13 protein-coding genes are annotated in these 22,075 nt (G+C 38.6%); all 13 read right to left on the bottom strand.

All coding sequences use genetic code 11. The features are described from left to right. Nucleotides 1-154 precede the first annotated feature (154 nt). Entirely contained in the window at nucleotides 155-5,455 is a 5,301-nt protein-coding gene (locus ACQKNZ_RS03545) for a S8 family serine peptidase (protein WP_427658173.1), read from the bottom strand. A gap of 800 nt (nucleotides 5,456-6,255) precedes the next feature. Next, nucleotides 6,256-7,248: an ABC transporter ATP-binding protein gene (locus ACQKNZ_RS03540; protein ID WP_427658171.1), complete on the bottom strand. Its 993-nt coding sequence runs from the start codon at nucleotides 7,246-7,248 to the stop codon at nucleotides 6,256-6,258. Beyond that, the gene (locus ACQKNZ_RS03535) at nucleotides 7,245-8,231 is read right to left on the bottom strand and encodes an ABC transporter ATP-binding protein (RefSeq protein WP_427658907.1); all 987 of its coding nucleotides are present in this window, start codon (nucleotides 8,229-8,231) and stop codon (nucleotides 7,245-7,247) included. The genes ACQKNZ_RS03540 and ACQKNZ_RS03535 overlap by 4 nt, the downstream gene beginning before the upstream one ends. An 11-nt stretch (nucleotides 8,232-8,242) precedes the next feature. Continuing rightward, nucleotides 8,243-9,136, bottom strand: a complete 894-nt coding sequence (locus ACQKNZ_RS03530) for a serine hydrolase (protein WP_191696628.1) — start codon at nucleotides 9,134-9,136, stop codon at nucleotides 8,243-8,245. Nucleotides 9,137-9,159: 23 nt separating this feature from the next. After that, nucleotides 9,160-10,002: an ABC transporter permease gene (locus ACQKNZ_RS03525; protein ID WP_427658905.1), complete on the bottom strand. Its 843-nt coding sequence runs from the start codon at nucleotides 10,000-10,002 to the stop codon at nucleotides 9,160-9,162. A 68-nt stretch (nucleotides 10,003-10,070) separates the two neighbouring features. After that, the gene (locus ACQKNZ_RS03520; RefSeq protein WP_144540431.1) at nucleotides 10,071-10,991 is read right to left on the bottom strand and encodes an ABC transporter permease; all 921 of its coding nucleotides are present in this window, start codon (nucleotides 10,989-10,991) and stop codon (nucleotides 10,071-10,073) included. A 34-nt stretch (nucleotides 10,992-11,025) separates the two neighbouring features. After that, nucleotides 11,026-12,591: an ABC transporter substrate-binding protein gene (locus ACQKNZ_RS03515; RefSeq protein ID WP_427658168.1), complete on the bottom strand. Its 1,566-nt coding sequence runs from the start codon at nucleotides 12,589-12,591 to the stop codon at nucleotides 11,026-11,028. Between the two features lie 165 nt (nucleotides 12,592-12,756). Beyond that, entirely contained in the window at nucleotides 12,757-14,982 is a 2,226-nt protein-coding gene (locus ACQKNZ_RS03510) for a hypothetical protein (protein ID WP_427658166.1), read from the bottom strand. A gap of 626 nt (nucleotides 14,983-15,608) precedes the next feature. Then, nucleotides 15,609-17,831, bottom strand: a complete 2,223-nt coding sequence (locus ACQKNZ_RS03505; RefSeq protein WP_427658164.1) for a hypothetical protein — start codon at nucleotides 17,829-17,831, stop codon at nucleotides 15,609-15,611. A 365-nt stretch (nucleotides 17,832-18,196) separates the two neighbouring features. Beyond that, entirely contained in the window at nucleotides 18,197-18,352 is a 156-nt protein-coding gene (locus ACQKNZ_RS03500) for a hypothetical protein (RefSeq protein ID WP_427658162.1), read from the bottom strand. 625 nt (nucleotides 18,353-18,977) lie between these two features. Beyond that, nucleotides 18,978-20,102 (bottom strand): acetylornithine transaminase, encoded by a 1,125-nt coding sequence (locus ACQKNZ_RS03495; protein WP_427658160.1) that lies wholly within the window; start codon nucleotides 20,100-20,102, stop codon nucleotides 18,978-18,980. After that, entirely contained in the window at nucleotides 20,099-20,878 is a 780-nt protein-coding gene (gene argB / locus ACQKNZ_RS03490) for an acetylglutamate kinase (RefSeq protein WP_427658158.1), read from the bottom strand. Before argB ends, ACQKNZ_RS03495 begins: the two co-directional genes overlap by 4 nt. Next, entirely contained in the window at nucleotides 20,841-22,067 is a 1,227-nt protein-coding gene (gene argJ, locus ACQKNZ_RS03485) for a bifunctional glutamate N-acetyltransferase/amino-acid acetyltransferase ArgJ (RefSeq protein WP_427658156.1), read from the bottom strand. Before argJ ends, argB begins: the two co-directional genes overlap by 38 nt. Nucleotides 22,068-22,075 lie beyond the last annotated feature (8 nt).

Below are 22,075 nucleotides of genomic sequence, written 5' to 3'. Positions count from 1 at the left end.
CGGTCATAAAGTCGAACTATCCGGTCATAAAAAATTCTATCCGGTCATAAATCTCCGCGAACGGTCATAAATAAGAAATCTGTCTATAAAAAGCTGCATTTTCTGCTCCCAAAAAAGAAGTAGCCAGAATCTGGCTACTTCTTTTCATCTTTTATTAGTTAGCAAGTGTTACTTCTGTCAAAGGTAAAGGAAGTTCAGTGGCATGTAACTCATTCTCTATTACGTCGTTCCCGGATTTCCCTATATCTGAAACGGTAACAGCTATTGTAATTTCCTTCTTGCCATATTTAACGGTAATGATTGTTTCTCCTAGGCTTTTTGCTCTCACTAAACCATTGCTAACAGATGCTACTTTAGTATTTTCTACTTTATACGAAGCTGCTATCGTAATATCTCTTTCTGTTGTTTTTCCATCTGCTGTTGTCGTTACTTCTGTAATTCTCAGTTGTTTCTCTTTTCCAGGCTTCAAGTCAATTTGTGTTTGATCTGCAGTTATTGTCACTTCTGGAGCTGAAACAGAAACATTTACTGTTAGCTCATTTTTACCGTATTTAACCGTGATAATTGTGTCACCTGTAGCTTTTGCTCTTACTAATCCACTTGTTACAGAAGCCACTTTACTATCTGCTACTTTATAGCTTGCGGACGTCGTAATATTTCTTTCTGTTGTTTTTCCATCTGCTGTTGTTGTTACTTCTTTAACGGTCAGTTGCGCTTCTTTTCCTGGCTCCAAATTGATTTGGCTGCTGTCTACGCTTAGTGTAACTTCTGGTTCTGCGACCGTCACGCTTACCGTTAATTCGTTTTTGCCATATTTAACAGTAATCGTTGTATTTCCGGCAGCTTTTGCCCTTACTAAACCACTGCTTACAGAGGCAACTTTACCATCTGCTACTTTATAAGATGCGTTTGCAGTGACATCTTTTTCAGTTGTTTTTCCATCTGCTGTTGTTGTTACTTCCTTCACTTTCAGTTTCGTTTCTTTTCCTGGTTCAAGGCTGATTTCCGTTTTGTCTATGCTTAATGTTACTTCCGGTTCTGTAACCGTTACATTTACAATCAATTCATTTTTACCGTATTTAACCGTAATAGTTGTATTACCGACACCCTTAGCTTTTACTAGCCCGCCACTTACAGTTGCAACCTTGTTATTTGCTACTTTATACGTTGCAAAGCTAGTTACGTCTGTCTCTTTTGTTTTACCACCTGAAGTTGTTACTTCTTTAATTTTCAGCTGTGATTCTTTGCCTGGCTCCAGATTCACTTCTGTTGTATTAGTAGTAAGTGTAACGATTGGTTCTGTAACAGTCACATTTACTGTTAATTCATTTTTACCGTATTTAACTGTGATTGTTGTGTCACCTGCACTTTTCGCTGTGATTAAACCATTGCTCACGGAAGCCACTTTGCTATTTGCTACTTTATAGGTTGCAGATTTTGTTACATCAACTTGTTTTGTTTTTCCGTCAGCGCCTGTTGTTACTTCTTTAATAACCAGCTGCGCTTCCTTACCTGGCTCCAGGTCTACCTGTGTTTTGTTTGAAGTTAACGTTACTCCTGGTTCTGTAACAGTTACATTTACAGTTAATTCATTTTTACCGTATTTAACAGTGATTGTTGTGCTACCTGCTTTTTTCGCTATTACTAAACCATTCTTTGCAGAAACTACTTTACTATCTGCTACTTTGTATGTTGCAGCCTTCGTTACATCAACCTGTTTTGTTTTTCCGTCTGCTCCAGTTGTTACTTCTTTAATCGTAAGCTGTGCTTCTTTTCCTGGCTCCAAAGCAAGCTCAGTTTTGTTAGCAGTCAATGTTACGACTGGTTCTATAACATTCACATTAACCGTCAATTCGCTTTTGCCATATTTAACAGTAATTGTTGTACTTCCTGCATTTTTAGCAGTGATTAAACCATTTTTTACTGATGCAACTTTACTGTCTGCTACTTTGTAAGTGGCAGCTTTCGTTACATCCTGTGTTTTTGTTTTACCATCCGATGTTGTTGTTACCTCTTTAATAGTTAGCTGTGCTTCTTTTTTAGGCTCCAAGTCAACTTGTGTTTTGTTTGCAACTAGCTTCACTCCAGGTACTATAACAACGGAATCTTTTACAGTCACATTGACAGTCAATGTATTTTTACCATGAGTAATAATGATCGTTGAGGATCCCTTACCTACTGCAGTTACTAATCCTTTAGAAACTTTTACAACACTTTCGTCCGCTACAGCGTAAGTAGCTGCTTCAGTAACATCTTTAGTTGTCGGTGCACCTTCAGCTGGCGTTGAAGTTTCCGTAACAGAAAGCTTAGCTGTTTTTCCAGTTTCTAAAGTAAGTTCAGTCGGGTTAACAGAAAGTGTTACGACTGGCTCTGGTTCTGGATCTTCGCTTTCATATATCAATGCTTCCCCTACATTACCTGCTGCATCGTTCACAACAACCTTAATAGAATCAGTCTCAGCTGTTACTGGGAACGTAAATGCTCCGTCCTGTGACAAATTAAATTTCACAGGTTCCGCTGGCACCCCGTTAACAGTTGCAATATATGAAGCTTTTAGTTTTTCATTCAAATCATATTCTAGTCCATACAAATATAATTCTTCGTTATACGTTATATATTTGTCTGTTACTTTCCCTGTTGCCACTCCATCCTTCACAGAGCCCGTGATTTCAGGTTTTGTTGTTTTTACAACGACAGGACCAACATAAGCACTTACAGCTCCTGATGCAGCAATAGCATTAAAGTCAATTGTATAAAGACCATCTGGAATTGTTGTTGCAGGTGCACCACTCCATGGTTGATACTCTCCATCAACCGGTAGTCTCCATGAGCCTGCTGCAAGTGAAGAACCTGCATGTAAATAACCAATGTAACCATCACCATATTCTCCACCTTCAGGATCCATGATATCCCAAAGCTCGATATAGTTCGTTGTCACGTTCCCAGTCAATGTAAATGTAAGCTCGGCTGAATCCTTCACACCATCTCCATTAAAGGATAGATCAGTTCCTGATATGGCCATATTTCTAATTTCTGTAGCAGTCACTCCAGAGAAGTCTGCGGCGAATGGCAATGAAACCTCTGAACCTCCACCGTTAATACGGATATAACCTAGAATTTCAGAGCCATTTGGAGCTGTTGCTTTAGAAGCAGTCAATGTAACATTTAATACCTGCTCTCCAGCCAATGTAAATGAAGGCTTATCAACAGTCACTTTGGCATCACCAAACTTTTTGGTCACATCAACTGTTACATTATAATTTCCACCTTGACCCTTTAAATCTTTTACTCTAATTTGTTTTGTGACAGAAATGTTTTTATCCTTCAAAGACTGCGGACCGAAAGTTACAGTTCCTTTCAAGTTTTCAACGATTTCTCCACTTGCATCTAAAACAGCTTGATCGATTGCATAGGCAAGTACATTCGGATGAGCAGCACTATATGCGTCTACTCGACCAGCACCTTGAGCGAACACATCATAGTTAGTAGTGTTCAAGATTTTAGCCGTATTTGAAAGAGCAACCTTTACATCGAAAGCATTCCATGTTGGATTTGCTTGTTTAACAAGCGCCGCAATCCCTGCGATATGTGGCGTAGCCATGGACGTTCCCGTTTTGCGGTCATACGCTTCTCCATATACTACATCTGGGAAATCTGCTTTATACATAGGAATTGCTGACATAATATTAGTTCCAGGTGCACTTACATCTGGCTTAATATCAAAATTTGGTGTAGAAGGTCCACGTGAGCTAGAGCTATTTACTTCATCTCCAGTAGTTTGTGCAGAGCCAAAGTCCCCGAATGAAACCTTCCCTGCGCCATTTACTAATGCTGCACGAATAGCATCCCCGTCAGTTTGAGACATATCAAACGTTGGGATAAATTCAAATGAATCTCCTAAGAATGTTCCAGAGGCATTTGGTGCATTTGAGCCTCCAGCAAAGTTATGAATAATGGCTGCTGCTGCACCATTTGTCTTTGCATGTGCAATTTTATCTACAAAAGCGATCGCACCACGAGAAACCACTACAACTTTTCCTTGTACATCAAGCCCGTTATAATCCTTAGCTTCACCGTTACCAGGAACAGCGACTAAGTCAAATTCGCCTTGAAGCTGAGTGGAAACATCCGTACCAAAAGTAGTTCCCATCAATTGTAATTGTTTCGTAAGTTTATATTCGCCAACCGTAACATTTACTTTTCCGTTATGCATGACTTCAGGATTAGTAGTGTTACCAACAGCAATTCCTAAACGGGATGTCGCAGGAGTACCCATTGTCCCACGATTTGGACCTGAATTACCTGTTGCAATGACAGAAATAGTGCCAGCCATCATCGCATTATTGATTGCAAAGGATCCGCTATCCGTTTCTGAGTTAGCTCCTCCACCAAGTGAAAGGTTAATAACATCCATTCCTTCTATTACTGCCGTATCTATGGCTTTTACAATACCAGAGGAAGATCCACTGCCGTAAGCACCTAGTACGCGGTAAGCGTAAAGGTCTACTTTTGGAGCAATCCCTTTAATGCCGTATTCATTCGCGCCTATTGCTGCGATTGTACCCGCTACATGCGTACCATGAGAAGTATAGAATGCATCTCCTTTCGCATTAAATTCTGGAGTTCCTGCAGGACGTTCTGCCGGTGAAGTTTCCGATGCGTCATTATCTGCACGAGCTCTAGTATAGGTAGATGAATTAGGGATGAAATTCTTACCACCCTTATAGATACCTGCAAATTCTGGATGATCTGCATCAATACCTGTATCCAATACTGCAACCTTAATCCCTTGCCCTTCTATTCCCTCATTCCATAGTCTTTCAATGCCCAGGAATGAAATACTTGTATTCATCTTTGCATCTAATTTATCTTCTTTTTTAGTGACAGTAGATTTAACAGGCTTCGTTTTTTGTGGTTCTTCTGATGCGTAAACGATTGCATCAGGCTCCACTAGTGTCACGCCTTTAACATCTAATAGTTTTGGAAGGTCATCCGCTTTGACAACCGCTGCAAAACCGTTCAAAACAGTATCGAATGTATATCCTTGCTTCATAGTAATCTTTTTAATGCTAATTTCTTTTTTTACTGCTGTTTGTTGAGCTTTTACCTTATTTCTTATACTATTTTCTTGAGAAGCAGAGAGTGATTTTCCCTTTAGTTCACTAATACCTTTTTCAAGAGCAACAGGTTTCTCGGATAGATGTATGATAACTGCAACTTCCTGATTACCCGATAGTTTCTGTAAGTCTTTGTGAAGCTTCGGTCCACCGTTCCCCAAACTTGTTTGCTCAGCGATTGCTGATTTTAACTGCATTGTGCTTTCACTAGTAGTATTTGGTTTAAACTGCTTTGTCGCACCGTTTGCCGATGCGGTTATCATCGGACTGAACATCGTCAAGACCATAGCTAGTACCAAAAATACTCTAAAAAACTTATTAACTAGGTTTTTCTTCATTTAATATCCCCCTTTAGCACAAATGTTTTTCACTTTTAAAAGTGTGATTTTGCACCTTCCATTAGCTAATGTCGTAATATGAGGATCGCATCCTTCCTATGAGATGAAGTAACAAACTTATAATTTGATACTTTTCTAATCTATGTGCTAGTCCCTATTTGTATGATTTAGAATGTGAAAAATTAGCTATCTATGTTTGGAAAATTTTAAATATGAGTTTCTGCTTTCTTATAATTCTTGTAGCATTTATGTTAAAGAACACGAATAAATGAAGAGTAAATAATGATATTTAGATACTTTACAATTAATAAAGTAATTGATTTCCGCTTTAGGTGGGCGCTTTCCGTGGGGGGGAGCGATAAGCCATCACCGTTGCTGTCGCGTCGTTTGTGATGGCTTATCATCTCACTCATCCCACAGGAGTCGCCACCTGTCGCTTCAATCAATCTAGTGAATAGTGTTCGGGGAAGGGATAATTTTGTAACTAACTTATTTACTTACTCTTTAAAAAAGAGGCAAAGTATGTTTGATTTCCGCTTTAAGTGGGCGCTTTCCGAAGGGTGAGCGATAAGCCATCACCGTCGCTGTCGCGTCGTTTTGTGATGTCTTATCTGTCTCACTCATCCCACAGGAGTCGCCACCTGTCGCTTTAATCAATAGAGAGAAGAGGTTCGGGTTTAATTTGGAGAGGAGAACGAAAAAATAAAGAAATGGACTGCTTGCTCAAGTTACTTCAATCGGTAAATAAAGTCTTGAAAAGCAATATCCCCTGTTCTCTATTCTGAGAACAGGGGGGACTATTAAAATTGCTTACTATATTGATCATCATACTTGTGACAGCTGACATACCTTCCTTCAACAACATTGATTTCTTGTGGAATGACAGATTCACATACATCTTGTTTAAATGGACATCTTGTATGAAAGGTGCAGCCACTTGGTGGGTTGGAGGGGCTTGGTACGTCACCAGTTAGGATAATTCTTTCCTTTTTTATATCAGGATCTAATGAGGGTACGGCAGACATGAGTGCTTGAGTATAAGGGTGTAGTGGATTTTGAAATAACCCTTTCTTATCAGATAGCTCTACTATTTTTCCTAAATACATAACTCCTATTCTATCGCTGACATGCTTGACGACACTAAGGTCATGAGCGATGAATATATAAGTAAGTCCTAGAGACTCCTTTAAGTCTTGAAATAGATTGAGAATTTGTGCCTGAACCGATACATCTAGAGCAGATACTGGTTCGTCTGCAATTATTAAAGAGGGATTTACAGCGATAGCCCTCGCAATACCAATACGCTGCCTTTGTCCCCCACTAAATTCATGTGGGTAGCGGTCGATGTGAATCGGACTTAGCCCTACATTCACCAATAGCTCTTGAACTTTTTCTGTTCTTTCCTTCAATTCTTGGGCGATACCATGAGTCTGTAGTGCCTCGCCTAATATAGCACCAACTGTCATTTTAGGATTAAGGGAGGCATAGGGATCCTGAAATACTATTTGCATTTCGCCTCTCATTTTTCTTAAGTCCTTATCATTTAATGAGGTTATTTCCTTGCCTTGAAAGGTAATCCTACCTTCAGTAGGTTCTATAAGACGAAGAATACTTCTGCCCATTGTGGATTTTCCGCAGCCGCTCTCTCCTACTATCCCTAGTGTTTCTCCTTTGTTTACGTAAAAATTGAGTCCGTCTACGGCTTTTACAAATTGCTTTTCTTTTTTTAGAAAACGCTTTTTAATAGGGAAGTGAGTTTTTAGGTTTTCAACTTCTAATAGAGGGTTATTCAAGCTTTCACCCCCTGCTCCTCGTATAACCAGCAACGTACTAACTGAGAATCGAGCTTAAATAAGGAGGGGTTATGCTCATGACATTTTGCATGTACTTGCTGACATCTAAAACGAAACGGACAGCCTTCCTTTATTGCCCCTATATTTGGGACATTTCCCTCAATAGGAGTGAGTCGATCATTACTCTCACTATAGATATTTGGAACAGAATTCAACAAACCAATTGTATAGGGATGCTTTGGATTCTTGAAAATCGTTCTAACATCTGCTTGCTCTACAATTTGTCCATAATACATGACTATGACCCGATCGGCCATTTCTGATATTACTCCTAAATCATGCGTTATGAGTAAGATTGCCGTATGATATTGCTGCTGCAAGTTTTTCATCAAATCTAGTATTTGTGCTTGAATTGTTACATCTAAGGCAGTGGTAGGCTCGTCCGCGATAAGGAGTTTAGGGTTACATGCCATTGCCATAGCGATCATCACCCTTTGTCTCATACCTCCCGAAAGCTGATGGGGATATTCATCTATAATGCTTTCTGCTCGAGGAATCCCTACCTTTCTTAGAATCTCAATTGTTTTTTCCTTGCTGTTAGCTTTCGTGGCAAACCCATGTAGAAAAAGAACCTCACTAATTTGCTTGCCTATTTTATGGACTGGATTCAAGGATGTCATAGGCTCTTGAAATATCATCGAGATTTTATTTCCACGAACCTCCTGCATCTCTTTTTCTGAAAATGTATTTAGATTTTCTCCTTCAAAGACAATGTTTCCTTCAATAGAGCTCGTATTTTTCTCCACTAGCTGCATCAATGAAAGTGCTGTTACACTTTTTCCACAGCCCGATTCTCCAACTAAGCCAACTGTTTCCCCTTGCTGAATATGAAATGACAAGTCTCTTACTGCTGGTATATTTAGCGATTTATCATTTTTGAAAGATATATTTACATGCTCCACTGTTAGCAAATCTAGTGAGATAGTCAATGAATCTACCTCCCATCCAAGAAATATTCATATGCTATTTTGGAAATTTGAGCAATGGGCTCGTCCCCCTCATATTCTAAGGAATGTCCATTAGAGAAGACACAAATGACATACTGACCTTTATCTTCAGGTAAGTAAACAACTCCTGCATCATTGTACATAGCTCCAAGACTACCAGTTTTATTGGCTACAGGCGTATTGCGCGGCAGAAGCCCTCCAATGCGTTGCTGGTAGTGCTGTCTATGCAATATATCTATTATCTCTCTTGAACATTTAGTAGAGACAAACTCTCCTTTTGCGAACAATTCTAGTAAAAGAGACATATCCTTTGCTGAACTCACATTGCTCTCTTTATTGTGCTGATACACGACACTTTCCCAATCTATTTCCTGTTCCTTCAAGCGTCTAATGATTTCATCAAAAAGTTCAGAGCTGTATGGCTGATACGGTATTCCTACACTTAAGCTTAGAAGCTCCCAAATAGAATGCTTAATATAAATGTTATTAAGTCCTAATCTGTCCATTGTTTCTTTCACTGGGTTAACCCCACCAAGAATTTTTAATAATTTATCTGTGGCAAGATTATCACTTACGATGATCATCATCGTAGCTAAATCCTTAATCGTTGGCTTTATGCCATACTCCATTTCCTGAAATACCCCAGAGCCTGGCACATAGTCTTGTTCAGTCAGCTGTATTCGTTGTTGAAGATTAATCTCACCTTTATACGCTTTTTCATATAAGGTTGCTAAAACTGGAAGCTTCATCACGCTTGCCGTTTGAAATAGCTTGTCTCCCTGTATATTTACTTCCTCATTTGTTTGTAGATGCTTAATATAAATTCCAAAGTCAGCTTCAATATTCGTCACATAAGACTCTATTATTTTCTGTAAGCTCACCTGAGTCACTCCTTGTTTGATTATTATTTTGATTTTGGATCTAATGCATCTCTTAGACCGTCACCTAGCAGGTTAAAGCCTAGTACTACTAGCATTATTGCTAGTCCGGGAAACAAGGTCATCCACCATGCTTGACTTAAAAATGATTTTCCTACATAGACTAGCGCTCCCCACTCTGGATTAGGTGGTTGTGCTCCTAGTCCTAAAAAGCTCAAGGATGCGGCGGAGAGGATGGCACTTCCAAATTCCAAAGTAGCTAATATGATGATTGGTGAGGTGACATTCGGTAGTATATGCTTGAATATTATTTTGAAGTTCCGTAGCCCTAACGCTCTAGCAGCCTCCACATATTCCGTCTCTCTTATTGTTAAAACTGCTCCCCTGACTACTCTTACAAAGGAGGGAACAGCCGATATAGCGACTGCGATCATTGCATTCGTTAGACCTACCCCTAAAACTGCAACTATTGCAATCGCCATCAGTAAGGATGGAAAAACCATTAGAATATCTATAAATTGCATGATATACATATCTAATTTTCTATAGTATCCAGCCACAACCCCTAAAATGACACCGATCGTCCCTGAAACAACTACTGCAAATAACCCCATCAATAAGGAAACTCTTCCTCCGTAGAGAATGCGTGTCCAAATATCTCTGCCAAATTCATCTGTCCCTAGCCAATGCTCTACGCTTGGCCCCTTTAGGCTATCCTCAAAGTTCATTTCATTTACAGGATAAGTTGCAAACCATGGAGCAAACGCTGAAGTGATGATGAAAAATAGTAAGATGAGGGAGCCAATGACGGCCCCTTTGTTATTCGTCATTTTTTGAATAAAAATAGCTAAAGAAGATTTCCTATGAATAGATTCTGCTGTTAAAATAGTCGAATTTTCTACTGATTTCAGCTTTCTCTCTCCCCTCACACGACTCTTTATTCGTATTGAATACGAGGATCTAATTTGGTATAAAGCAAATCAACTACAAAGTTAACAAGTATAATAATAGAGCCCATAAATAACAATAATCCTTGAACAGTTGGAATATCTCGGGTAGATATTGCTGAAACGATTAGACTGCCGAGGCCTGGCAGTGCATATACAGTCTCAGTAACTACTGCTCCTGCCATCAAATAACCGAACTGCATACCGATTAATGTAATAACCGGTATGACAGCATTTTGCAAACAATGTTGAAAGATTAACCGATACGCGCCTGCTCCTTTAGCTCGAGCAGTTCGTATATAATCCTGTTTAATCACGTCTAGCATACTGGAGCGTGTCATTCTTGCAATACTTCCCGCGGTACCCAAACCTAAAGTGATAGAAGGAAGGATAAGCGAATAAAACCCGCTATACCCTGAGATTGGAAAAATACTTAATTGATAAGAAAATAACAGGATTAAAAACAAAGCAATCCAAAAACCCGGTGCAGAAATACCAATAAGAGCCAAAGTCATTGCTAGCTGATCGTAAATGGTGTTCTTTTTGACTGCTGCTAATACTCCTATGCCTATCCCTAAAAACGAACCAAATAAGATACTATAGAATGCTAATTGGGCAGTCACTGGTATTCGATTCATAATCTCTTCAACGACCGTATATCCAGTGATAAAAGAAGTTCCCAAATCTCCTTGAATAGCATTCGCCATATAGGAGACATATTGAACGGTTATTGGCCTATCAAGTCCTAATCTAGATTCTAATTCTTGAATAGACTCCTCTGTCGCATAGTCACCTAGTATATGATTGACTGGATTACCTGGGATTAAATGAATAATCATAAACACTAAAATGGAGACTCCAATAATGGTAATAAGCATTGTAGTGATTCTTTTGAATAGATAGGATGACAAGTAAACGCCTCCTTTTGTACAGAGTAAGTTTCTTCTATTCCTTTACTTTTACATCCTGCCATTGGATCGTGCCCTCGATTGGATGAATCTTAAAGCTTTCAAAATTACGAACTGCTGTAATATTTTCTTTCACATAAAGCGGTACAAATGGAGATTCCTCCACTAGCATTTCCATCGCCTCTTCATATAGCTTTAATCTTGCATCCTGATCCATTTCAATCGCAGCCTTGTCCAAAATGCTATAAATTTCTTCATTTTCATAATGAAGTCGCTTCGATTTTTCTTTCCCGAATAACAAGAAGTTCAGCACGTCCGCATCCGGCCATCCAAAGCTCCATAGCAACATTTGATGTGCTCCCTTAGGTGTTTGCTCAATAATAGTTGCGGATTCCTTCACAGAGATGTTTATTTTAATACCAATCTCCATTAGTTGATTTTGTATAACCTGAGCCGATCGTTGATTGACTGGATCATCGTCTACCCATAAATCTACTGCAAACGGCTTGCCATCCTTCATAGCCACTCCATCATTGTTCGACTCTTTCCAGCCCGCTTCCGCTAATAGCTTCTTCGCCTGCTCTGTGTCTCTTGTATATTTCTCGTGGGCCATCGTTTCAATTTTCTCGCTATAGCCAAATGCAGCTTTCGGTAATGGTCCAAATACTGCTTTTGCTTCACCATTTAATGTATTATCTATAATAGAATCTCTATCAATTGCCATTGCAATAGCTTGTCTAACCTTTTTATCTTGGAAAATAGGGAGTTTATTGTTCCAGCCTAAATAACTTAAAACATCTCCTGGTACTCGTTCAATTGTCACTTCTGAATCCTTCTCTAAATCCTCAATATATTGGTAAGGCACATTCAATAAAACATCCACATTACCTTTCTTAAACTCTAAAATCCTAGTCTCTTCATCCGGTATAAATCTAAATTTCACGCTATCAAATCCTGGACCACCATCATTCCAATCAAAATCCTTATACGGCTCATACACCAAGGAGTCTCCGCGATTGATTTTACTTAGCTTTAAAGGACCTGAACCACTAGGATTTTTCTCAAACCCTTCTCCCTTTTCATCTAAAACAGAAACGTCTATCGGTGCCAAAAAGGAAGTGGTCGCATTAATAAAAAATGGTGCAAACTGATTCTTCCATGTGATCTTAAAAGAATATTCGCTAAGCACATCTATGCTATCTATGTCCCCAGCATTTGTACTAAAAGGAGACGATTCCACTAATCTTTCGAAGGAAAGTTTAACTGCCTCTGCATTGACTGGCTTCCCCGAATGGAACTTCTCTCCCTCTTTAAGATTAAAGATTACCTCTTTCCCATCTCCTACAATCTCATAATCAGTGATTAGATTTGGAACAATATTCCCCTCATCATCAAGCTTCAGTAAGGTATCATACAAAGGAGTATTCGCCTCTCCTGTCGACGATGTTCGATGAATATCAACAGAATCTGGCTCCGACACCAAACCAACAACTACCTCCCCCGAACCTCCCTTGGAATCCGATTGCTTCCACCAATTACAGCCAGACAGAACAAGTGCAAGTACAATAAACAAGCTGATAAATCCCAACCGCTTTCTCCCCATTTTTCTTCCCCCCATTTTCCTATGGCAACTTGTCCATATCGGAAATTTGTATTATCAACAATATATTCATGGAGGTATATAGATATGTCCAAGTGTAAAAAAGTAATTAACACTGGGACATAAAAATCCTCCAAAGAAAAATTTTCTTTGGAGGATTAAAGATAATTAATATTTAGTTATTAGTAATTTGGAAACTAGGTTTATATTATTATAGGCGTTATTTACACCTTCAACAGCTATTACTTCTAAAGTACCTGACAGCCCAGGTTCTGAACCTACCTGTAGTATCTCCCCAGCTAGCTTCTCATCCAATGTTGGACCAAATTTCACTTTGAATCCATTAGTTGTTTTAGTGAATAGGTTACCCGCTTTATTATTAGTATATTGCACGGTTGTGCCATCTTCGTCTTTTAATGTGATATATGCAGATTGAGTAATTATCGCATTATCTCTATAAACAAATGCATTGGAACGAGAGATTGGAGCAATAGTGAACTCTATTTCTTCATTCGTGATATCTCCATCCTCTGTTTTCCCCTCACCTACCGATTGTAGATTGAAAGGTCCTTCAATAACTCTAAAAACTGTTCCACTATTAAAAGCAGGAGTTACTTTTCCAGCAGGCTGTTGAACCATGTAGATATCATTGATAGCATTTTGCTCAATGGCAGTTTTGTACTTCCAGGTTCCTGCAGAGCCCATTTTCACTTTACCAAGATATGCTCCTGTATTCTTAAAGAAGAATACTTCATAGTTAGGTTGGCCCGTTCCTGAGAATTCGAGTTGATTCCCTACCATACGGTATCCATAAGAATTTTTATAACTAAATTGAGTATCCATTAGTAATGGCACTGAGTAATGATTCACTGAGATATTGAAAGAAGATGATGAAGCTGTTTGATATGTTCCAGTAATAGTATCATCAATATTCAATGCTGCTTTAAATGTATCTAAAGAAACAGCGACCCCTTCATTCTTATAAGTATCTGAGTTTCCTTTTAATACATATTTTAAACCATCTGAAGTTACAAAATAATTATTATAAAAGTCAACATAATGAACATTTTTATTAGAAATAGTCCCTGTTTTAGCAGGTGCGTAAAAATTTAATGTTGGAGAGGTCTGTGTATCTGCAACTCTATTATTTTCCAGTCTATTAAAGGTAATTACTTTATCTAATACTGGAGTATTCACATTGCTTGCAGTGAAAGTAACCGTAACTGTACCGTTTTTATCCGGCACCACATTTACATTTTTAGCCCCAGTAATATTATTTTCTATACCATTGATTGTTAATACTTTTACACCAGTTGGAATATCAACTCTTACTGTGCTATACCCGTAACCACTGAAAGTACCACTTAGAGCAAGCACTTCTGAAGTATCTCTATGCTGTGCTGTAGAATTACCCATTTGAATAGGAACAATAGAACCTGGCACAATGAAACTTACTGAACTTCCTTTATATTTTAAAGAGTATTTGACACTTGGAGTTTGTGCAGAAGTAGTTAATGTCACTGTTAATCCATCATTACTTAATGTCGCATTTGTGATTGTCAAAGAATTATCTACAGTAAATTCTGAAACTTTTACTGAGGACACTGCTCTATTTAATTTTAAACTAAGTGTTGTATTATCGATTCTCGTAATAGATGTTATTTCTACAGGCAAGGAAGTAGCTACAGTTGTTAAGCTTCTTTGAAGGGTGCTCTCCCACTTAAGATTGTTAGCATCTAGTATTGCTTGAGCTTCATATATTTTTCGAGATGCTTCTGCTTGTCTAGATGTTCTAATATCTTCCATCGCGCCTTTTGTTAACATATGAACAGTTACATCATTCTTCAAATCATTAATTAACTTTTCAGCAGGGCCCTTCACCACACTTCGAATCTTATCACGTGTAGATTGCCCATACACACGATCTAACAAAATTGTCTGCTTACGAAACTCAGCAGTCATTTCATGATAAGATTTTTCCACTAAATCTAAGTTATTTGCTGCAGATGCTGAAGAAAGTGCGTTTGTTTTTTCCTTGATTTTGGTGCTTGCCGTTATTGCATCTAAGTATCCTTGAGCTCTTTTTAATTGAGTTTTAGCTTCTGTCAATCTAGCATCATACTTTAATTGATCAGAAAAACTTAGTTTTTTCAATGCAGTCTCTGCCTTAGAAATAGCATCTTTCGCTCCATTGTATTGACTCCAGGGCTGAGTTACCCCATCAGCTGAACCTTCTATGGAAATTGCCCATTTCAAGACAGTACTTGAATTTTGAACGTTTGTCATTAATTGATCGATGTTGTCTGCTGCATTTGCTTGAGTAGGTGCGATTGCTACAATTGAAGATGCTGCGATAGCGGTAGCTATTGTAAGTTTCTTTGCTTTGTTTTCCATTCCAGTTCTCTCCTTAATAACTAGATATTTTAAATTATCTAGTTATATATAATTAACAATCTACTAATTTAATTATAACTTCAAATACAGATATTTCATAATCTTTATTTAACAAATAAAATATTTTTTAAAATCATTAAGGTAGACAAGAAAATTATTAGGTTGGAAAAATCAAAATTGTCTCATATTCTATTAAAGTATGTGTATAAAAACTTAGTAAAATCAATTCTGGAAGTTCAATTACAAAGTAATACACTTTGCTTCTGAAAAATTGAGTGTAATGGGTACTACACCTATTCTTTATAGAGATAAATTCTCTGTTATGTAAATGCTCGAGCATTTAAATCGTTTTATTAATTAAGTCCTTACTGTGATTTACTGTCTATTTTTTTCTATACATACCCTACTAATAATACCCAGCCTATTATGAGATCCATATTCTTCTAACCTATGTTTTGTCTCGAAAGCACTTAGATTCTTATAAGTTTGGATACCTCTTCTCTAGATTAATTCTTACTTTTGTCTACATAGCCTCGTACTTTTTTCTTTACATTCCTGGCAAACATAAAAAAGCTATTTCTAAGATAAACTTAGAAATAGCTTTTTGGAATTTATATATTTGTTAATTAGTAACCAGCGATAGTGTTAGTTACGTTAACTTTTAGACCATATTCATTAGTTACACCAGTTACAGCATTAACTGTTACTGGACCAGTTAATTTTCCATCTCCACCAGAGATAGTTGAAGGTTGACCAAATGTAATATCAAAACCAGTTGCAGTTTTAGTGATTGAAGTATTATTAACTCCATCAACATAAGTTGCTCTAGTTAAGTCACCATCAAGTACTGTGATTTGTGCTTTAGAAACTTTAACATTGTTTTGATCTTCAGCTTTAGTAGCTGTGAATTTAACTAGTTTACCAGATAGAGATGAATTATCTCCAGCAACTGCAGGTGCTGCAGTTGCATCAAATTTACCAGCAACTACTACTAATTCGTCACTTAATCCTACAAGTCCTACTGCATAGTCAGGAGTTATTTCATTTACAATAGCAGCTTGACGAGCTTGGAATGTTACCGGAGCAGTTGGATCAACATTTAGAGCAACTGACCAAGTACCATTAGATTTTACTGTAGTTTGTGCTACAGGTTTTAATAATGATGGATTGTAAATTGATACTAATTTACCAGCTTCACCAGTACCAGTTAAAGTAACAGTGTTACCTTCAACACGGAATGCTGTAGTATTTCCTAAGTATTCTTGATCTACTGAGAAATCTACACCAGCAACTTTATCAAGAACTAATTGAAGTGTAGAACCACCAGTTTTAACATAAGAACCAGTAACTACATCACCTTTAGATAATTTAGCTTTTAAAGCGTCTAAAGTAATAACTGCATTGTTAGTATCTTGGTATACGTTTCCAGTAGCAGATAATAGAATTTTTTCATTATCTTCAGTAACAAAGTAGTTGTTAGCAAGATCTACATATTTAACAGTTCCTGTAACATCTTTTGCTAAAGTTTTAGCCGCAGGTACTGTATAGAAGTTTAATGAACCAGAAGTTTTTGTTTCAATAACACTTCCAGCCACTCCAGTTAAAGATTCAAATTTCACTTTACCACCAGTTGCAGCAGCTGCAGTTTTTGCTTTAACAGTTACTACTAATTGGCCGTTTACTGGATAAAAGATTTCAGTACCAGCTGCTACAGCTGCACCGTTTACAGTCGCTAACTCATAATTAACTGCATCAGTTAATGTTACTTTAACTGGTCCGTTATGAGTTGTACCTTGTGATGTTTTGAATGAAGAAGAAATAGCCAATGATTGACCTACTTCTGCATGTAATGCAGTTTGATTAACATCAACATTTCCAATTGGAGCTGCTGGCGTATCAAAAGAAACTGTAGAATTTTTGTAAGTTACAGAATACTTTGTAGCTGCACTTAAAGCAGTAGTTGTTAAAGTTAAAGTCTTTTTGTCTGAAGATAATGCCGTTTTTGTTACAACAGCACCATTATCTAAAACTACTTCTGACTCAGAAACAGCAACAACTGGTTTAGTTAATGTTACAACAAGAGTTTTGTTGTCTACATAGCTAACTGTTGAGATAGCTAATGGAAGAGCTGTAGTTACATCATCAACTGATTTTTGTAAAGCAGTTTCCCATTTAAGTACATTAGCATCAAGAATTGCTTGTGCTTCAGCAATTTTCTTAGACGCATCTGCAGTTTTACCTGCTTTAACGTCAGCTGCTGCTGCTTTTGCAAGCATATTAACAGTTACTTCGTTTTTCACGTCAGCAACTAATTTTTCGATAGCAGGTTTAACTTCGTTACGGATACCGTCACGAGTTGATTGTCCATAAACGCGGTCTAATAGAGCAGCTTGTTTACGGTATTCACCAGTTGCTTTGTGGTAAGCAGTTTCTACTTTTTCGATGTCATTAGATTTGATAGCAGCATCTAATGCAGCAGTGTCCGCTTTAATTTTTTCACTTGAAGTGATTGCATCAATGTAAGCTTGAGCGCGTTTTACTTGTAATTTTGGTTCTACAAGTTTAGCGTCTGCGCTTAATTTTTCAGATGCAGAAAGTTTTTTTGCAGCTGATTCTGCTGCTGCAATTGCTTTTTTAGCAGCGTTGTATTGTGTAAATGGTTGTGTCTTGTAATCAGCAGAACCTTCTACTGAGATAGCCCATTTTAATACTGTACCTGCATTTTGTGCGTCTGTTAATAATTGGTTTACGTTTGTTGCTGCGTCAGCTTGTTGTGCTGGTGCTGCTGCAACGAATGCTGAAGCTGCTACTGCAGTTGAAGCTGCAATTTTGATAGCTTTTTTCTTCATAAACTTGTGATCTCCCTTCGCTTGTGTGTTGCATTTTTTTTAGTGTGTAAAAGCGGTCGCCTGATCGCGTCCATTATCATCACCCTAACAATATATGAGTATACCCAACTCTTATACTAAAATCAACCAATAAACTAGAAAGTTTACCAGTTTTTTTAAAGAATGATGTTATGAAAGCACCAGTGACTACATTACACTTTCCATAATACAGTAATATTACCAATTAGGCTAGTCTTTTTTAGAAAATTTTCTTAATACTCTTAAGTTTAATAGATTTATATGATTTTACTTTTATTAGGATAAGTCTGATTAAAAAAATTATTTTATATTTTTTAGAAAAAGGCGTGCATTTTTCCAAATATATGTTATGATGTACAGTATAGAAGGTTACTTATAGATGTGTAACGCCGTAAACTTGTTTGTACATTCATTAGTGTGCAGCCTTCTACTTCCTTCGTTTTATCGCTCAAGAAAAGAAGCATCTGAACTTCGGATGCTTCTTTTCTTATTTTATCCGACATATTCAAATTGATTTTCAAATTTAGCACCGACTCAAGAATTTGGGTCGGTGCTTTTTCTCTTTTTTTCCTATATTTTAGAAATATTTTTCATTTCCTCCTCCTTTACTAAGAGGTTTAATTAAAATTTCTTATATTAGCATGGTATTTATATGACTCCAGCAACCTAGTTTCATTGGACCATTATATTACCTAATAAACCTAATGGAAGTCTGCTTTTCTTTGTAATATATTCTTTCCGAGTGTAAAACTCCTGTAAAAAACTTGAAACACTAGTCTATTTATAATAGGAATAATGATTTAGCTATATGGAAAGTTTCAAAGAGATTTCTCTATATTTATATAATGTTTTCCTTGAAATCTGCTAATTATTACAAGTGCCAGGCACCTGTAACACTAGTGTCATATTGAGTTTCTTCTATAGTAAATAAAAACCACTAGAGTTTAGTTTAGTGGTTCAAGCTAATTGCGAACTTAAATTCCACCGGAAGCAGAAAAACAGTTTCGACTGGCTCGAATGTAGCCATTAAATCTTTGGTTAATGAAAAACAAAAAGAACCCTCATCTAATAGAGAGGGGTTCATGTTTTGTGAATAGCGATTCGCTGAGCGCTTTAATTCAAGTTTATTTAGTTTAAGATTGTACGCAGTATGTCTACTGCTTGATCTATTTCATCACGAGTAACAGTTAGTGGCGGCAATAGGCGAATGACGTTTGGTCCTGCTCCTACTAATAGAAGTCCTGCCTTTTCAGCTTCGGTTATGAATTGTACCGCTTCGTCTTCACAGACAAGTCCTAGTAATAAGCCGGCACCAACTACCTTATAGGATGGGAGTGCCTCGTTTAGTTTATGCACGAAGTATTCGGATTTTTTATTGACCTCGTCTAGAAAGTCTGAGACAAAGACGTTTTCTAATACAGCCTGCGCCACAGTGACTGCAAGTGGGTTGCCCCCGAATGTGGTACCGTGTGTTCCTGGACTGAATGTTTCTCCCAGCTTACTTGTTCCTAGCATGGAACCAATGGGAAAGCCACCGCCAAGTCCTTTAGCGAGTGTCATAATATCTGGCTTTAAGACGGTTTGCTCGTAAGCGTAGCGTGTGCCCGTTCGGCTGATACCAGTTTGAACCTCGTCGACAATTAGTAAAATGCCCTTTGATTCGCAAATAGTAGCTATGGATTCGGCAAATTCAGGCGTTACTTTGTTGACACCGCCTTCTCCTTGGATAACCTCCAGCATGATAGCACCGACCTCGTCATCAATTGCTGCTTCTAGTTTCTCTACATCATTGAAGGGAACAGTACGGAAGGTTTCCAGTACCGGGCCAAATCCTTGTCGCACCTTTTCCTGACCAGTAGCGGACATTGCTCCGAACGTTCTACCGTGGAAGGAGTTTTCGAAGGTGATGATGACGTGCTTGTCTGTATGCTTACGTGCAAGCTTTATAGCCGCTTCGTTTGCCTCTGCTCCACTATTGCAGAAAAAAGCATGGGCAAAATGAGTTTCTTCTATTAAAGAATTTGCAAGCTGTTCCTGCTTTGGACTTTCGAATAAATTAGATGTATGCCATAGCTTTTCGCTTTGCTCTTGGAGTGCTTTTACAATGGCGGGATGCGCATGCCCTAGACTTAGTACGGCGATTCCGCTAGTGAAATCCAAGTAGCTTTTACCCTGGTCGTCCTTGACGATTGTGCCCTTTCCTTCTATTAAATGGACAGGTCGTCGGACGTAGTTTGGAAATAAAGAACTCATGCGTAAACCTCCTGTTGCACAATGGTTGTGCCGTGTAGCTGCTCATCTACAATTTTCACAGATGAGATCCCTTCCATTAGGCAATCCATGGCTGCATTCACTTTTGGTATCATGCCACCATATATGTCTTCGGATTCGATCCATTTCTTGATAGAGGATGTTTGGACAACCTCTTGGATTTCTCCATTTATCTTAATACCTGGTGTATCTGTTACTAGCAGCAGACATTCTGCTTTTATTGCCAGAGCTATTTTGCTTGCGACTGTGTCAGCGTTTATATTGAGCGGAGTGCTATCTGGTAGGCATCCTATACAGGAAATGACTGGTGTGATGCCGTTGACGAGCAGTATTTCTAGGATGGCAGTGTTCACCTTTTTTATTTCCCCAACAAAGCCGTAAATCTCCTTGTCCAAGAAGTCGCATTCCAATAAATTACCGTCATATCCGCTCATGCCTAGTGCTGCAATTCCGTTTTGGTTTAACTGGAGCACTAGAGATGGATTGACTTTACCGACTAGTGTACATTGTACGATATCTACCGCTTCCTCAGATGTTACGCGGAAGCCATTGATGGTAGTGGATGTTACTCCATGATCAGCTAGCGATTTATTGATAGCCGGGCCACCACCGTGGACAATAATTATTTCATGGCCCTCGGCTTGTAGCTTTTTAAAGTTTGCAAAGAATTCTTCGTTCAATCCCTCGAGCATACTGCCACCGAGCTTGATGACGATGCGATTAGGAACGATAGGTTGCATTGATTTGGACGTAGTCATAAGTCAAATCACACCCCCATGCAGTTCCTTGGCCATCCCCTTGGTTGAGCTCTATTAAAAATTTTACTTCAGCCTGCTTCAAATACAGCATCGTCTCTTCCTCGGAAAATAAGACGGGTTCTCCGTTCTCTACAACCGGCGTTGGTCCAATAGAAATTTTAATGGCGTTCGGATCTATGGTTGCGCCGCTATAGCCGACCGCACATATAACCCGCCCCCAGTTTGCATCGCTACCAAAAACAGCAGTTTTCACAAGTGGTGAGCCTACGACAGTCTTGGCAATTTTTCGTGCCTCTTCATCGCTAAGAGCCCCTTTCACCTCAACTTCAATGAGCTTTGTTGCTCCTTCGCCGTCTTTTGCAATCATTTTAGCTAAATCCAATGAAACGGTATGGAGTGTTTGCACAAAGTTATCCCAGTCTGGATGTAATGGAGTCAATGGATTGTTTTCTGCTAAGCCATTTGCCATCACTACTACCATGTCATTCGTGGACGTGTCGCCGTCCACAGTGATTGCATTGAAGGTCACATCAGTAATGGATTTTAATGCTGACTGCAAATGGTTTGATTCGATGTTGGCATCGGTTGTTATGAAGGCGAACATTGTTGCCATGTTTGGCTCGATCATACCGGAGCCCTTGGCAGTTCCTGCGATAATGACTTCCTTGCCATCGATTACTGTTTTATAGGAAGTATCCTTAGTAACGGTGTCGGTTGTCATGATTGCTTGGGAGAAGTTGATGGCTCCTTCTAACTCGTCGGTTGGCTCCAGTTTTTTTATTCCCGATAGGACTGGCTCCATTTTCATCATTTCACCGATGACTCCTGTTGAGGCAACGCCGACTAATCCTGGCGCGATACCAAGCTTTTCTGCTGTTTTTTCCTGCATTGTATAGGCGTCTATTAAGCCCTGCTTTCCTGTACAGGAGTTCGCAATGCCAGAGCTCACGATTAGCGCCTGCATTTTTTGTGTGGTGTAAACAACTTCCTTCGTTACGACAAGTGGAGCTCCTTGAACTGCATTTGTGGAGAAAACCCCGGCAACACTTGCGGGCACTTCACTTGTCAGTAGAGCTAAGTCTTTTTTCTTGTGCTTAACGCCGCAGTGGATGCCGGTCGCCTTGAAACCTTTTGGTGAAGCGATGTTTTTGTACGTAATGCGCTTCATCGTCATCGTTTCCGTTAACATATGGTTTC

This window comes from Psychrobacillus sp. NPDC093200 (assembly GCF_050280345.1).
Taxonomy (GTDB): domain Bacteria; phylum Bacillota; class Bacilli; order Bacillales_A; family Planococcaceae; genus Psychrobacillus; species Psychrobacillus faecigallinarum.
The sequence above is the reverse complement of the archived record's forward strand: the minus strand, read 5'-3'. Positions and strand labels throughout refer to the sequence as shown.